The sequence below is a fragment of the Pseudomonas sp. R1-18 genome (genome assembly GCF_051132095.1).
Classification (GTDB): Bacteria; Pseudomonadota; Gammaproteobacteria; order Pseudomonadales; family Pseudomonadaceae; genus Aquipseudomonas.
The window spans coordinates 3095001-3109300 of record NZ_CP071658.1 but is presented as its reverse complement, the minus strand read 5'-3'; the positions used below and the strand labels follow the sequence as shown (position 1 = coordinate 3109300).

Sequence of the window (14300 nt, the reverse complement as noted above, 5' to 3'; positions counted from 1 at the left end):
ACATTGGCCCGGATACTGCCGCCTCATCCGTGGCGCGATGGATGAGGCGCTCGACATCGATCGTTCAGGCCCGGGCTTCCATGCGCACCAGGCTGCTGATCGGCAGGACCACTTTCTGTTGGCGCTGCAGAAGGTTGAGCAGGATTACAGCGCGTTCGGTACCGTCGGCAGCGAGGAAAATCGCTTCCACGTCGCTGAAGCCGCCGGCTGTGATGCGCACCATTTCCCCATGGGTGAACACAGCCCTGGGGGCAGGCGCGCTCAGGCGCTGGCGGATCTGTTCGATCAGGTCATCGCCGACCGGCACCGGTTGCCCGCCGAAGGTCACGATGCGCGCCACGCCCCGGGTCGAACGGATCGGGTACCAGTTGTCATGTACCTGATCCATGCGGATGAACAGATAACCAGGGAACAATTCCTCCTCGCTCTGCGGCCTTGCGGTACGGCGTTTGAGCGGATCGGACTTCAGCGGTCTGTAACACTCGAAGTGCTGGCGCTGCAGGTGCTCCTGCGCGCGTGCTTCCTGACGAGGCTTGGTTTGAATCAGATACCAGCGTACCGGGTTGTCATACAGGGACATGTCGTCACTCCACGGCCAGTTGCGGGGAAAGGGCTGCAAGCGGCTCAGAGCCCAGACGCATATAAGCGTCGTTGGCGGCCGCGTTCTGGTCGACGTTGCAGCAGTTCAGCAGCTGCTGGATGCGCTCAACGCTGTTGAACATCAGCACATCGATGATCGACAGGTTGGGCACGAACGGTTGCGAGAATTGCTCGTAAACGACGGGGTCCATCTTGAAAAACCGCAGCAGCAGGCCGTTGCGGGCGAAATGATCGCGGTCATACAGCTCCAGGCCGCCGATGGAATTGAGTACGGTGGTGGCCGACAGGGTGCGCGCAATGCCGATCACCCGGTCCTGCTTGTCTGTGCAGGATTCCAGCGCAATGTCTGAACCGCGCAGGATCGGCGTGTCGATCTGCAGGTAGGCGCACAGCTCACGAATGGCATTTTCTGCATAAAGAGCCAGGTTCAACTGGGGAAAGCGAATCAGGCGTTCCAGCAGCGGCATGACCTGAGCGAAAAACGGCGCCTTGCGATAGGTCTGGCGGATCAGGTTGACGATGCGGTTGGCTTCCTCCGGGAAGTTGTCCACCAACTGGCGGCGCATGATCGGCAGCTCGAAATGATCCTTCTTCAGCGGAAAGGTGATCAGTCGGGCATCGCCATTGCACAGGATGCGGTTGCGGTTCACCCAGCCGGCGCGGATGAATTGCAGGTCATCCCCCAGCACAAACACGTCCGCTGCCGCGATGAGTTGAAAGTACCCCAGGTAGGGAAAAAGGTACGGCTGCATCATTGCTATGGTCCGGGCCATGTTGAGCTCCATTTGAATGGCGGGTGTGGATTGAAGTGATCAGCCGTGCACGTTCATTTGCGGACGGGGTGGTAGCTGTAGCCGTAGGCGGCACAGTCGTAATCGGACGTGGATGCCTTGCGTACGACCGAGTTGAAAATCGCGCCCTTGATCAGGATGCCGTTCTGACCCAGACGCCGTTTGCTCGCTTCGATCTCCTTGATGGTGGTCAGGCCGAAACGGGCGACCAGCAGACAGGTGCCGGCCTGGCGGCCGACCAGCGTTGCGTCGGTCACCGCGAGGATCGGTGGCGTGTCGACCAGAATCAGGTCGTATTGCGGCGACAGCTCGGTCAGCAGCTTGTTGAAGTTGTCATGCATCAGCAGCTCCGACGGGTTGGGTGCCGCGAACCCGCAGGAGATGAAATCCAGATGCCGGATCTGGGTGTGATTGATGACTTCGCTGGGTTTGAGACGCGCCGCCAGTGTGTCCGACAGTCCATGTTTGGGTTGCAGGCCGAACATGCGGTGCAAGTAGCCTCTGCGCATGTCAGCGTCGATCAGCAGCACGCGCTTGCCGGTCTGGGCGATGATTGCCGCCAGGTTACTGGAGACGAACGACTTGCCCGCGCCGGGAGTCGGGCTGGAGATCATCAGCACGTTGTTGCGCGCCTCAAGCATGGCGAAGTGCAGGCTGGTGCGCAGGCTGCGCAGTGACTCGACCGCCAGCTCGTTGGGTGCCGTAACGCTGAGCAGCGCGGTCTCGTTGTTCGCGGTGCCGCCCTTGGCGCTTTTTTCCAGACGCTCCTGCTGGCGGGAATACGGGAGAGCCGCGTAAACCGGCATGCCGATGTTCTCGATCAGTTCGGCGCTTTCCACGCCCCGCGAGAAGGCCTGACGAACAAAGATCACGATCACGGCGACCAGCATGCCCAGCAGCGTGGCGAACAGCACGGTCAGCGTTTTCATCGGCTTGACCGGTTTTTCGATGTTGGTGTCGGCGTTGTCGATCACCCGCACGTTACCGATGCTGCCGGCACGCAGGATGTCCTGCTCTTGGCTTTTGTTAAGCATGAGGGTGTAGGTCTGGCTGGTGACCTGCATATCGCGGGTCAGACGCAGCAGTTCCTGCTGGGTCTGCGGCAAGGCTTCGATTTTTTTCAGCAGGCCCAGTTTCTGCTGTTCGAGCTGGCCCATCTGGCTGAGCAGAGCGCGATAGGTCGGGTGCTCCGGGGTGTACAACCGTTCGGTTTCGACACGTTTGAGCTTGAGTTCGGACAGCAGCGAGTCGAGCTTGACGACCTGGTCAAGCACGCCCTTGGTCTCGATGCTCAGGTCCACCGACTTGGCGCTGGTCTGGAAGTTGTTCAGCGCCACTTCGGACGCTTCCAGCTGCTTGCGCACCATCGGCAGTTGCGAGCGCAGGAATTCCAGGCGCTGAGCGGCTTCAGCGGAACTGCGTTCGACGTTCTGGCGCACGTAGAGGCGGCTGACTTCGTTGAGGATGTGGTTGGCGCGATCCGGGTCCGGATCTTCCAGAGACAGATAGATGATCCCGGAGTCCTTGCCGGCCTCGGTGATCTTCAAGCGATTCTGGTAATCCAGCGCCGCATTCAGGGTGCGCAGACGCGACAGGGTGAATTCGGTACCAGGACGGGCGATCAGACGTGCGATCTGCACCTTCACACCGTTGCCTTCCACAACCCGGTTGGTTGTGCCGTTCAGCAGCAGGGTGCGGTCCTTGTCGTACAGGGTGAAGGCGCCGGCCTTGCCCGCTACCAGGGTCAGGTTTTCCCCCAAAAGTTGCTCAGGCACTTCCAGCTGGAACACATCAATCCGCTCTCCGCCCCAGGCGTACTGATCCATGCCAAACCATGGCTCGGCGAGCGCGCCGTCGTGCTCGGGCTGGAAGGTGCGGTACAGGTAGGGGCCGATCACTGGAAACAGGTCCGGCTTCTGCACAATATTGAGCTTCAGATCGTCGACGACCTTGCCCAGCAGCGCGCGGGATTTGATCAGTTCGATTTCGGTGGTCGCCTGGGACACCGACATCGGCTTGTTGTTGACCTCGGGGGTGCCCTCGATACCGACTTTCTTGGGTTCGATCTGAATCATGGCATCAGCCTGATAGATCGGCGTGGCGAGAATCGCGTAGGCCAGGCCCACCGCGAAAAACAGGCTGACGATCGCGATGATCAGACCTTTATGGTCGAACAACACACGCAAGATAGTTGCCAAATCGACCCGGGTGTCCTGGTAGTAATCCAGGGAGGAGCGGTTCATGACGGTCATTTATCTTGTTTCTCCAGACTGAAGATATGGAAGCCAGTCATCGACGCAGCGCGACAGATGTTCAAAGGTCTGTTCAAAGGCTGACTGGGGGCGCCGATAGGGGTCGGCTATTTCCGGCTTGCGTTGCCACTTGCCGATCAGAAACGTCTTGCCGCGTACTTCCGGAGCCAGTTGCAGGACGTTCAGCAAGTGCGCTCGCTCCATGAGCAGAATCAGCTCGGCCTCGTGCAGCATTTCTCGGTCCACCCGGCGTGCTGCATGGGGCCTTACCGGTACGCGATTGGCCTGCAGCACTGTTATGGCGAAAGGGTCCATCGGCGTGCCGGAGACTGCGCCGATGCCGGCCGAGTGCACCTTCACGCCGGGCGCCAGCAGTCGCTGACGCAACAGCGCTTCGGCCATCGGGCTGCGGCAGATGTTGCCGACGCAGACCACCAGCACGTCACTGAACATGAGGTTTGCCGAATGCCGAGATGAACCGTCTGCCGATATTGACGCTGAAGTTTCGCGCCACCATCAGCAACGTCTGGATCTTGTTTCGCGGGGCCAGCGCCGACAGCGACAAGCCCACGGCCTGCATCAGAAAGTATTCGTACAGGTCCTGATTGCCCAGGCGGTTGTAATAGTTGGCCAGGCTGGAGCAGGTCTGCAGGCTCATGTGCAACTTGCGCTTGTTGCTGCGCATGGAAAAGATGCCGCCGGGGTGCAGGCGATACGCGGCGGGTTTGATCTCGGCCATGAACTTGCCTTTGCCGTAGGCGCCGAGCAGTGACCACCAGCACAGGTCATTGAGCGGGGCGACTTCCATTTGCAGCTCCGGGGGCATGCTGCAGAACACGTTGCGAAAGCAGGCGGTCAGCGTCGAGATCGGTCTCGCTTTCTGCAGCTCCAGCGCCGTGGCATCAGCGCGCAATTTGCCCTGCAGCTGCACGTCGTACTGGCCGTTGACGTCGAAGGAAATCGCGTCGTGGTAAGTCAGCACGTAGTCCGGATGGCTCTCCAGAAAGTCGACCTGCAATTGCAGTTTGCGCGGATCGGTCCAGTAGTCATCCGCTTCGCAGTAGGCGATGTAGCGCCCGCGTGCCTTGGCGAACAGGTTGGGCACGCACGGCTTGCCCTGGCGGAACTGGTTCACCTGCTGGTAGAACGGCCGGATGATGTCCGGGTACCGTTCGGCGTACTGCGCGATGATGCGCGCGGTGCCGTCGGTGGACGCGTCATCATGAATCAGGATCTCGAAGCTGAAACTGGTCTGTTGAGACAGAAACCCGTCCAGCGTCTGGGCGACGAAGCCTTCCTGGTTGTAGGCCGGGCACACGATGCTCAGCAAAGGCGGTTGGGGCGGGCGTTGACCCGCGATGTTTGCGGTGGCATCCATGGCTCATGTACTCGGTTTGCTGAACAAGATGAAGATCCTCACAGCCAGCGGCTTGTAGCTTGCCGCGACCACCAGCAGCGTAATCAGGCCACTGGCGGCAAGCGCCAGCAGCACGCCGATGCGGCTCTGATCGGCGATCATGCGAAACACCGGCTCGCTGACCAGCACGCCGACCCCGGTCATCGCGCTGATACGCAATACGTCACGCAGCCATTGGCCGTGAATACCTGGCGCCAGGCGTTGATGAACGATCATCGGCCATACCGCGAACGACACCGCGCGCAGGAAGAACCAGGCCAGCGCCGCGCCATAGGCACCCTGATAGTCGATAGCCAGAAGCATCACCGGCACGGTAACGAAGGCGGAAATCACGCTGTACCAGATGTGCAGTCGCATTTGCCCGTAGGCGTATTGCAGGTAGAACTGAAAGGCGCTGGCGGCCATGATGGCGCTGCCCAGCGCGTACCAGGGCAGCACCGAGCGGCTCCATTGCGCGGCCGCCTGATCGCCGGTCCAGGCGAAAATCAGCGGCTCGGCGTGCATGGCGATGACCGCCGCGAGCGGAAACAGAAAAGTGCAGGTGAAACGATTGGCGAGCAGAAACAGCGCCTGCATGTCCTGATGACGACCTTCGGCGATCAACACCGTCAGGCGCGGCAGCAAGGCCTGCACCAATGGATTGGTCAACATCAGAATCCCGTTGGTGACCAGTGCCACCAACGAAAAGTAACCGTACTGGTCAAGTGGCAGCAGCTCGGAAAGCAGCACCTTGTCCATCTGCGTCAGCACGATCCACAGCACGGCTGTCCCGGACATGCTGGCGGCAAACGGCAGAATCGGCCTGACCAGTTGCCAGTCAAAGCCGGCCAGCCAGCGTCCGACCGGCATTTGCCGCCAGGCACGCAGCGCAAATATCAGGGTTTCAATCAGGCCGATCAGCACCTGGAATTCGAAGAAGTCCTGCGCATCCTGTGAGTAATAGCTGACCAGCAGCAGGCCCCCGAGGTAGCGCAACGTGGCGATGAACACATTGACGCCGTTGAGCCAGGCGTGCTGTTCGAGCCCCTGAATGCCGCTTTTGTAGAGCGTCGAATACAGACGCAAGGCGGTCACAACGCCCATCAGGCCGATGCAGTTGATCAGCGTCTGCTGGTCCAGCGCTTGAGCGTTGAGCCAATGCACGGCAATCCATGGGCTGGCGATGTAGATCACCAGGCAGCTCAGACCCGCCAGCGGCAGGAAAATGATCTCGAACGAACGCAGCAACCGGCCCAGCGTTCGGTCGCCGGCAGGCGTGCCTTGCTGATGGGCGACAGCGCGCACCAGGCTGGGCGAAAGACCCGCATCCAACAGTTGCAGCCAGGCCTGCAAGACTGCGAAAAATCCGATCAGGCCATAGGCTTCCGCACCCAGATGCACCAGATAAAACGGCATGATCAGAATGCCGATCAGCAGGACGTATGCCTGCCCAAGGTAGTTCAGGGCGGTGCTGCGGACGACGGATACCTTGCTCTGCATGGCGTTATACAACCTGCGCCACGGCCGGAACCTGATAGGTGAGACTGCCCAGACTGCATTCCTCGATCAGGGTGTGAATCACCCGGTCCTGGTCCTCGGGTTGCAGGCCGGGATAGATCGGCAGGCACAGCACACGCTCGCTCAAGGCCCGCGAGACCGGCTGCCCGAGTTGCGGTTGCAGATATTCCAGTGTGTCCAGCGACGGATAGAAGTAACGGCGCGGATTGATACCGCGTGCATTGAGCGACGTGCGAGCGCTCATCAGCTGCTGTTCGTCGCGCAGCGCCACCGGGTAATAGCTGTGGTTGAGCTGGCTGTCGGTTTCAGGCTGCTGCAGGTCGAGGTAGTTTTCCAGTCGCGAGGTGTAGCGGTGAGCGATCTCGGCGCGTTCTTCCAGGATGTTCTCGATGTTGTCGAGAATGCACAGGCCCATTGCTGCGGAGAACTCGTTGAGCTTGGCGTTGATGCCGATGCCGTCGATCCTGTCGACATCGGCGATGCCGAAGTTGCACAGCAGATACGCGCGCCGGGCGAGGTCATCATCATTGGTGATGATCGCGCCACCTTCGATGGTGTGAAACAGCTTGGTGGCGTGGAAGCTGAGCGTGCTGATGTCGCCGCGGTTGAGCACCGACTGGCCGCCATGGCGAACCGCGAATGCATGCGCGCCGTCATACACCACCTTCAGATTGTGCTTGCGGGCGATCTGGTCGATAGCGTCTACGGCGCACGGATTGCCGAACACATGGGTGCCGACGATCGCGGTGGTGTCCGCCTCGATACAGCTTTCGATGTTCTGTGGCGAGATATTCCAGGTCAGCGGGTCGATGTCGGCGAAGATCGGCCGGATGCCTTCCCACTGCAGCGAACTGGTGGTGGCGACGAAACTGAAAGGCGTGGTCACGGCGCTGCCGGCCAGGCCCAGAGCACGATAGGCGACCTGTAAGGCGAGGGTGCCGTTATTGGTCAGGATGATGTGCTTGACGCCCAGGTAATCCTTGAGCCGTTCTTGCAGTTCACCCACCAGCGGGCCATGGTTGGTCAACCAGCCACGGGCGTAGATGCCTTCGACATAGCGTTGAAACTTGTCGATATCACCCAGGTAGGTTTTGGTCACGTTAATCATCGAAGCCTCCATGTCTACGTTGAATCGGGGTTTGCCCGACAGCGATTACGGCTGCGGGCGCGGTGTGGTTTCGGGAGGCGCGATAGTGGTCTGAGCGCTGCGCCGCGCGGCGCGTCTCTGGTTAAGCCCGAGGATGAAGCGGGTAGCGGCGCTGCCGCTGTGCGGGTCGCCGAAATGCATGATGGCCGTCGCGCGCTTGAGGTTAGGGCTGCAAGGCTGATTGGCGTGCAGCGTGCGGTAGCCCCAGAACAGGTAGATATCGCCGGGTTGAAGCTTGAGCACGCGTGGCTTGGCCCAGCCGCGTTCGATGGCCTGGCGGGTCAGCCAGCGGCCGAACCGGTTCTGCATCAGCGATTTTTCGATGACGTTGAGCACGACGTTATTGCGGACTTTGCGGATGTTGGGGAACAGCATCAGGTCCCCGGTCTCTTCGCCTTCCACCGGGATGTAGATCGGGATCAGCGCAGTGACCAGACTGGCGTCGTAATGAAAGCAGTTGGATTCGCGGCGCCCGACGTCGCCCTGTACGCAACGCAATACCGGAAATATCTGATTGCTCTGGCTTTCGCGTCCTGCAGCCTGGTTGAACAGGCCGGCCATCAACTGCTTGAACGACGGATCGGTCCAGAAGCTTGCCAGCCGGCTCTCGGCCAGTGCCGCTTCGCCGTGGTAAGCAAAGTACTCGCCGGGATGAGTGGCCGCCCGGCTGTCAGTGAAAGCACGCAGTTGTTCAAGGTCGGCAGCGCTCAGGGCATTTTCGAGCCTGACGAAGCCTTGGGTGTCGATGTCCTGTGCCAGCGCTTGAATCTGCTGGGGACTGAAATCGGACGGAATTGGCATTCAGTTACACCTCTGAAGGTTGGGAGGCGAAAAACCAAAAGCGATACGGCTGCCTGGTATGTCGGGTTCGGGCACGCTACCGCCCGAATCGCTCGATCCAGGCATTTACATCGAATTCTTTTCCTCACCCACGAGGTTGCGATGAACCGCATTGCAGACGTTTGCTTTGTTTTGGGCAAAGCTACCGCCACACCGAACGCGTTCAGTCTTTTTCAAAGTTTGTGGGAGCCAACAGACATCCACCGGCACAAATGATAAGCACCGTGGATACAACTAACTTCGTGGGCGAAACGGAAAGGGTCACTGCTGACAACTTCCTGCGCATTGCTCTATGGCAGTGGCGAACAGATCAGGAGGTGTCTGACACGCATATATATTGGTGGCGTCAGCGATTCTGTCAAATTATTTCGTCAGCTTTCTGTTAAATTTTTGATAAATGGTTTCTTAGTAAAACTAAACCTTTGATTTCAAAGGGAGTCAAAAAACCAGCACGTGCATGTAGCGAATTTCCTGGCATTTTTCAGGCGGTTTTACAAAGCTCGTTGTTAGCCCCGCGTTTCGCACTTCCGACCCATTGAGCCCGTCTCGTGCATGGTATCGCCGCGTGGGTGTATCAGCAGGCGAACGCCATGGGCGTTATGGGCGCGGGCCCTTTTCCGGATTCCAATATACGCAGTCCGGTCGCCATCCGGTTAAAGTTGAGGTCAATACCTGGCCCGGCGGACAACGTTTTTCAAATTAAACGCCTGCACTTTAGCTGCGATGCGGCGGAGTCGGCAGCGGCAGCAGACGGTGTATAGACGCCCGCAGTATATGCACATAATTATTAATAATATTTGGTTCTAATCCGGGTAGTGCATGATGGCAAGACCGCCGGGTTGGCCTGTCGACGTTCCCGCGTCCCAGCTTTTCGTCTTACCGGCTCGCGAGTTCGAGAGGAAGCCATGAACACTACTGCACTGTATTTTGACTATGCCGCCACCACACCGGTAGACGAGCGCGTCATTTCTGTCATGGTCGATTGCCTTGGCATGTCGGGTAATTTTGGCAATCCCGCGTCGAGCGGCCACGCGTTCGGTCAGCAGGCTCGACTGGCTGTGGAGCAGGCTCGCGCGCAGGTCGCGGGGCTGGTTGGCACACAGGCCTCGCAGATCGTTTGGACCTCCGGCGCGACCGAATCCAATAACCTGGCGATAAAGGGCGTCGCTCAGGCACGAGGCCGTCGGGCGCGCGGCCACATCATCACCAGCCGTATCGAACACAAGGCGGTGCTCGATACGGTGCAGCAGCTTGAAGAGGCTGGATTTGAGGTGACCTGGCTTGAGCCTGATACCGACGGGCTGATCACTGTTGACGCGGTGCGCACCGCGTTGCGGGCGGATACGTTTCTGGTCTCGCTGATGGTGGTCAACAACGAACTTGGTACAGTGACCGATATCGCTGCGGTCGGTCGACTGGTGCGCGAGCACGGGGCACTGTTTCACGTGGATGCGGCCCAAGGGGCCGGCAAGATGCCCATTGACCTGGCCGGATTGGCGGTGGACCTGATGTCGCTTTCGGCGCACAAGATCTACGGGCCCAAGGGCATTGGCGCGTTATATGTCGGGCCGCGCGCCGAACAGCGGGTACAGGCGCAGATCCATGGAGGTGGACATGAGTCAGGTCTGCGTTCGGGCACGCTGGCCACCCACCAGATCGCTGGAATGGGTGCGGCCTTCGAGCTTGCCGCACAGTCGCTGCCGCTTGAAACGGCTCATCTTGCACGGCTCAATGCACGGTTACGCGAACACCTTGCGCAAATTCCCGGAGTGAACGTCAACGGTTGTCCGGGCTCGCGGATTCCTCACACGCTGAATCTGACGTTCAGTGCGGGCGACCTCGACCTTGGCTTGCTGGGCAAAGGGCTGGCGTTCTCTTCTACGTCAGCCTGCAATTCAGCGAAGAATGCGCCATCGCATGTATTGCTTGCGCTCGGGCACAGCGCCGCTGCCGCAGCTCAAACCATCCGCCTGAGCATGGGGCGCTACACGACAGAAGCCGACATCGACCGCGCAGCGACGCTGATCCGGTCAGCGATCAAGGCGCGACCCTTCTGGGCGGTTGCTCAGTCGTGACGCGTGCTCCATTATCTGACCCGATGTAGGGGTTAATTCCGGGTCAGCAGGAGAATCGATGATTACGCAATCCAAAACCGGTGCAGTGGCGGCCGAACGTCTGGTGCAAGCTCGCGCCCTTATGAGCCGGGAACGGATCGACGCCTGGCTGGTGCCTTCGGCGGACCCCCATCTTTCCGAATACTTGCCAGGGTATTGGCAGGGGCGCCAGTGGTTGTCCGGTTTCCACGGATCGGTCGGGACTCTGATCATTACCCAGGATTTTGCTGGCGTGTGGGCCGACAGCCGCTACTGGGAGCAGGCGACCAAGGAGCTGGCCGGCAGCGGCATCGAGCTGGTCAAGCTAATGCCAGGCCAGAAAGGCCCGCTCGAATGGCTGGCTGCGCAGGCGACCGCCGATACGGTAGTGGCGGTCGACGGTGCAGTCCTTGCCGTGGCGTCCTCCCGAACACTGGCCAGCGAGCTGTATGCGCGTGGGGCCAGGCTGCGCACCGACATGGATCCGCTTATCGAGCTGTGGGGCGACCGTCCCGCCTTGCCGGCCAATCCAATCTACGAGCACCTGGCGCCGCAGGCCTCTGTCGCCAGGCGAGAAAAGCTGGCGCGGCTGCGTCAGGTCATCAGCGAACGCGGGGCGGACTGGCATTTCATTGCGACGCTTGATGACATCGCCTGGCTGTTCAATTTGCGTGGCGCGGACGTTTCGTACAACCCGGTCTTTATCTCCTTTGCGTTGATCGGGCCGCAAAGCGTGACGCTTTTCGTTGACTCGCGGAAAGTGGACAGCGCCGTGCGCCGCAGCCTGGAGCAGGACGGTGTGACGCTGCTGGAATACACCCAGATCGGTGCCGCTCTGCGCGAAGTCCCGAAAGACGCGCGGTTGCTGATCGATCCAGCGCGAGTGACCTGCGGCCTGCTCGATTACCTGAACAGCGAGGTCGCGCTGGTCGAGGGTCTGAATCCGACGACGCTGTTCAAATCCTGCAAGACCGAAAACGACGCGCAGCATATCCGTCAGGCGATGGAGCAGGACGGCTCCGCGCTCTGCGAATTTTTTGCCTGGCTGGACAGCGCGCTCGGGAACGAGCCTGTCAGCGAGCTCACCATTGATGAGAAGCTGACACAGGCACGTGAGCGCCGTCCGGGGTACGTCTCGCCCAGCTTCGCCACGATCGCAGGCTTCAATGCCAACGGTGCAATGCCGCATTACCGAGCCACCGAAGCAGAGCATGCGCAGATCGAAGGTGACGGCCTGTTGCTCATCGACTCCGGCGGACAGTACCTGGGCGGGACGACAGACATCACCCGCATGGTTGCGGTTGGCACGCCCAGCGCAGAACAGAAGCTGGACTGCACCCGGGTACTCAAGGGGGTGATCGCCTTGTCTCGCGCGCAGTTCCCCGCAGGGATCCTGTCACCGTTGCTGGACGCCATTGCACGCGCGCCGATCTGGGCCGACGGCGTCAGCTATGGGCACGGCACCGGGCACGGAGTGGGCTACTTCCTCAATGTGCACGAGGGGCCGCAAGTCATCGCCTATCAGGCGGCGCCCACGCCGCAAACCGCAATGCAAGCGGGCATGATCACTTCGATCGAACCGGGCACTTACCGGCCGGGACGTTGGGGCGTGCGAATCGAGAACCTCGTGCTCAATCGGGAGGCGGGGAAAACCGAATTCGGTGACTTCCTGAGATTCGAAACGCTGACCTTGTGCCCGATCGACACGCGGTGCCTGGAGGTTTCACTGTTGAGTGAGGAAGAACGGCGCTGGCTGAACGACTATCACGCGCAGGTCAGGGAGCGTGTGAGTCCGCTCGTGGAAGGGGCAGCGCTGCAATGGCTGAATGCCCGAACCGTCGCGATCTGATTGCAGGTTCGCAATTGTTGTTGGTGTGCCGCAACCTCAGGGTTGCGGCTCGCTGACTATCCCTGGCGCACCTTTGCGGCAGACGATGATCATGCTGCGGCTGGTATAACCGGCCGGATTCAATCCGAAAGGGTAATCACCGGGTTCTTCCACCGCGTCGCCGGATTTGGCGATGACCTTGTAGCGTTTCGACGTACAGGCACTGGAGGCCAGCGTGTAGCACTTGTCCCACGACGACGACAGGCCGGAGCAATTGATGTGAATGCCTCGTTTGCCTTGCTTGATCGGCTTGGAAGTGGCGGCGCAACCGACCAGCCCCAGTACAGCCAACGCAATAAAGATGTATTTCATTCAATTCCTTAGCCAGCACCGATCTGAGCCTTTGTCAGGCGCAGCTCGCAATTCGTCTGTCAGTCGCACTTCAGCCGTTCCGTCGTATCTCGGATCCGGGACCGGACAGCGCTTAACATGGCTCAACCGCGAAACAAATGCTAGTGCCTTATCGTGCGCGTCCGGCTGACTGGTCAGTCAGCTGGCACCAGCCGGGATTTGGACGAGGAGCTGAGCGTCGCGCCGATCGAGGCCACAATGATTGCGCCGATGGCCAGCCACTGGGTAACCGTCAGCATTTCATGCAGGAAGATCAGGCCTGAGAGTGCAGCGAATACCGGCTCAAGGCTGGCGAGGGTCCCGAACGTGCGCGCCGGCATGCGCGTAAGGGCGACCATCTCCAGACTGTAGGGGAGGGCGGTGGACAAAACGGCTACGCCGACCGCGGCAGGTATCAGCGCAAGATCGAACAATGCGGGCCCTGCGTGAACGATGCCGATGGGTGCTATGAAAAGAGCGGCGATCATCACGCCCAGCGCAGCGGTCTGGACGCCGTTGTCGGCACCGGCTTTCTGGCCGAACAGTATATAGGCTGCCCAGCACACCCCCGCGCCGAGCGCGTAGCACACCCCCGGCAGGTCGAGTTGCGCGCTTGAGGCTCCGGTGGGAATAAGCAGCAGCAGACCGATGCATGCCAATACAACCCAGACGAAGTCGACAGCCTTGCGCGACGAAAGCAGAGCGACTGCCAGCGGACCGGTGAACTCAAGCGCGACGGCAATACCCAGTGGGACAGTGCGCAGTGACATATAGAAGAGAAAATTCATCCCGCCCAACGCTATGCCGTAGATGATCACCGTGCGCAGCGACCTGGCGGTCAGCCGTGCGCGCCAGGGGCGCAGGATGATCAGCATGATCAGGCTGGCGAAAACCAGCCGCAACGTAGTGGTGCCCTGAGCGCCGACGACGGGGAACAGGCTTTTCGCCAGAGACGCGCCGGTCTGGATAGACGCCATCGCGATCAATAGAAGAAACAGAGGAAACAGCAGGGAGGCAGACTTGCCTGGAAGGCCTTTCATTGTGGCTGGTGTCCGGGTCGTTGATTTCAGTGCACTACATCATGGTCTATGTGCGTGAGTTGGGCAATATAATGCGCATTCAACGATCCTTGGGGCCCTTAGGTGGTGGTTAACGGGTTAATTTCATCGAAGGTCAAATTAGGGGTTGACGCCTGATTCAATCTCTCTATAATTCGCCCCACTTCCGGCGCAGACGGAAACGAAAAAGCCTTGCGAATCAACGAGTTGCAAGGTTTTGAGGGTGAGGTCAGCGAAGAAGTGGCGTCGATCAGGTTGATCGACAGCGGTGAGAAAAAAGAGTTTGACACGCGGTTGTAACGCTGTAGAATTCGCCTCCCGCTGACGAGCAACGCAGAGTTGATCGAGGCGCAAGTGGTTGAAGTGAATAAGGAAACTTTGAAACTT

General features: G+C 59.9%; 13 protein-coding genes (1 of these 13 only partly in view). 2 read left to right on the top strand and 11 right to left on the bottom strand.

What is annotated here, in order from left to right; all coding sequences use genetic code 11:
* Positions 1-64 precede the first annotated feature (64 nt).
* The 8 genes from rfaH to J3P77_RS14255 are packed head-to-tail and all read right to left on the bottom strand — an operon-like array spanning position 65 to position 8505.
* On the bottom strand, positions 65-580 hold the full coding sequence (gene rfaH / locus J3P77_RS14290; protein WP_434677261.1) for a transcription/translation regulatory transformer protein RfaH: 516 nt from the start codon (positions 578-580) through the stop codon (positions 65-67).
* A gap of 4 nt (positions 581-584) precedes the next feature.
* On the bottom strand, positions 585-1373 hold the full coding sequence (locus J3P77_RS14285) for a WbqC family protein (RefSeq protein ID WP_434677260.1): 789 nt from the start codon (positions 1371-1373) through the stop codon (positions 585-587).
* Between the two features lie 53 nt (positions 1374-1426).
* Positions 1427-3643, bottom strand: coding sequence for a polysaccharide biosynthesis tyrosine autokinase (locus tag J3P77_RS14280; protein WP_434677259.1), 2217 nt, complete (start codon positions 3641-3643; stop codon positions 1427-1429).
* Positions 3644-4096: a low molecular weight protein-tyrosine-phosphatase gene (locus J3P77_RS14275; RefSeq protein WP_434677258.1), complete on the bottom strand. Its 453-nt coding sequence runs from the start codon at positions 4094-4096 to the stop codon at positions 3644-3646.
* Positions 4086-5021, bottom strand: a complete 936-nt coding sequence (locus J3P77_RS14270; protein ID WP_434677257.1) for a glycosyltransferase family 2 protein — start codon at positions 5019-5021, stop codon at positions 4086-4088. The genes J3P77_RS14275 and J3P77_RS14270 overlap by 11 nt, the downstream gene beginning before the upstream one ends.
* A 3-nt stretch (positions 5022-5024) precedes the next feature.
* Complete coding sequence (locus J3P77_RS14265; protein WP_434677256.1) at positions 5025-6539, bottom strand: lipopolysaccharide biosynthesis protein; 1515 nt, start codon at positions 6537-6539, stop codon at positions 5025-5027.
* Positions 6540-6543: 4 nt separating this feature from the next.
* On the bottom strand, positions 6544-7665 hold the full coding sequence (locus J3P77_RS14260; RefSeq protein WP_434677255.1) for a DegT/DnrJ/EryC1/StrS family aminotransferase: 1122 nt from the start codon (positions 7663-7665) through the stop codon (positions 6544-6546).
* A gap of 45 nt (positions 7666-7710) precedes the next feature.
* On the bottom strand, positions 7711-8505 hold the full coding sequence (locus J3P77_RS14255) for a hypothetical protein (RefSeq protein ID WP_434677254.1): 795 nt from the start codon (positions 8503-8505) through the stop codon (positions 7711-7713).
* A 944-nt stretch (positions 8506-9449) separates the two neighbouring features.
* Here J3P77_RS14255 and J3P77_RS14250 point away from each other — a divergent pair.
* Together J3P77_RS14250 and J3P77_RS14245 are read left to right on the top strand one after the other, a co-directional pair.
* Positions 9450-10619, top strand: coding sequence for a cysteine desulfurase family protein (locus tag J3P77_RS14250; protein ID WP_434677253.1), 1170 nt, complete (start codon positions 9450-9452; stop codon positions 10617-10619).
* 58 nt (positions 10620-10677) lie between these two features.
* Complete coding sequence (locus tag J3P77_RS14245) at positions 10678-12486, top strand: M24 family metallopeptidase (protein ID WP_434677251.1); 1809 nt, start codon at positions 10678-10680, stop codon at positions 12484-12486.
* Positions 12487-12522: 36 nt separating this feature from the next.
* On the opposite strand, the gene J3P77_RS14240 is transcribed toward J3P77_RS14245, so the two are convergent.
* The 3 genes from J3P77_RS14240 to J3P77_RS14230 form a co-directional block, all read right to left on the bottom strand.
* Positions 12523-12837, bottom strand: a complete 315-nt coding sequence (locus tag J3P77_RS14240; protein ID WP_434677250.1) for a hypothetical protein — start codon at positions 12835-12837, stop codon at positions 12523-12525.
* Between the two features lie 173 nt (positions 12838-13010).
* Positions 13011-13895 carry a threonine/homoserine exporter RhtA gene (gene rhtA / locus J3P77_RS14235; RefSeq protein WP_434677249.1) on the bottom strand — a complete coding sequence of 295 codons (885 nt, stop codon included), beginning with the start codon at positions 13893-13895 and terminating at the stop codon, positions 13011-13013.
* 138 nt (positions 13896-14033) lie between these two features.
* Positions 14034-14300, bottom strand: partial view of a hypothetical protein gene (locus tag J3P77_RS14230; RefSeq protein ID WP_434677248.1) — the 3' portion only. Its footprint extends 102 nt past the window's final position; only the last 267 of its 369 coding nucleotides appear in the window; its start codon lies off the right edge, out of view; it ends in the stop codon at positions 14034-14036.

Coding starts and splice junctions, on each gene's coding strand:
- J3P77_RS14240 (WP_434677250.1), bottom strand. CDS start 12,837: ATGAAATACATCTTTATTGCGTTGGCTGTACTGGGGCTGGTCGGTTGC.
- rfaH (WP_434677261.1), bottom strand. CDS start 580: ATGTCCCTGTATGACAACCCGGTACGCTGGTATCTGATTCAAACCAAG.
- J3P77_RS14270 (WP_434677257.1), bottom strand. CDS start 5,021: ATGGATGCCACCGCAAACATCGCGGGTCAACGCCCGCCCCAACCGCCT.
- J3P77_RS14245 (WP_434677251.1), top strand. CDS start 10,678: ATGATTACGCAATCCAAAACCGGTGCAGTGGCGGCCGAACGTCTGGTG.
- J3P77_RS14250 (WP_434677253.1), top strand. CDS start 9,450: ATGAACACTACTGCACTGTATTTTGACTATGCCGCCACCACACCGGTA.
- J3P77_RS14255 (WP_434677254.1), bottom strand. CDS start 8,505: ATGCCAATTCCGTCCGATTTCAGTCCCCAGCAGATTCAAGCGCTGGCA.
- J3P77_RS14285 (WP_434677260.1), bottom strand. CDS start 1,373: ATGGCCCGGACCATAGCAATGATGCAGCCGTACCTTTTTCCCTACCTG.
- rhtA (WP_434677249.1), bottom strand. CDS start 13,895: ATGAAAGGCCTTCCAGGCAAGTCTGCCTCCCTGCTGTTTCCTCTGTTT.
- J3P77_RS14265 (WP_434677256.1), bottom strand. CDS start 6,539: ATGCAGAGCAAGGTATCCGTCGTCCGCAGCACCGCCCTGAACTACCTT.
- J3P77_RS14260 (WP_434677255.1), bottom strand. CDS start 7,665: ATGATTAACGTGACCAAAACCTACCTGGGTGATATCGACAAGTTTCAA.
- J3P77_RS14280 (WP_434677259.1), bottom strand. CDS start 3,643: ATGACCGTCATGAACCGCTCCTCCCTGGATTACTACCAGGACACCCGG.
- J3P77_RS14275 (WP_434677258.1), bottom strand. CDS start 4,096: ATGTTCAGTGACGTGCTGGTGGTCTGCGTCGGCAACATCTGCCGCAGC.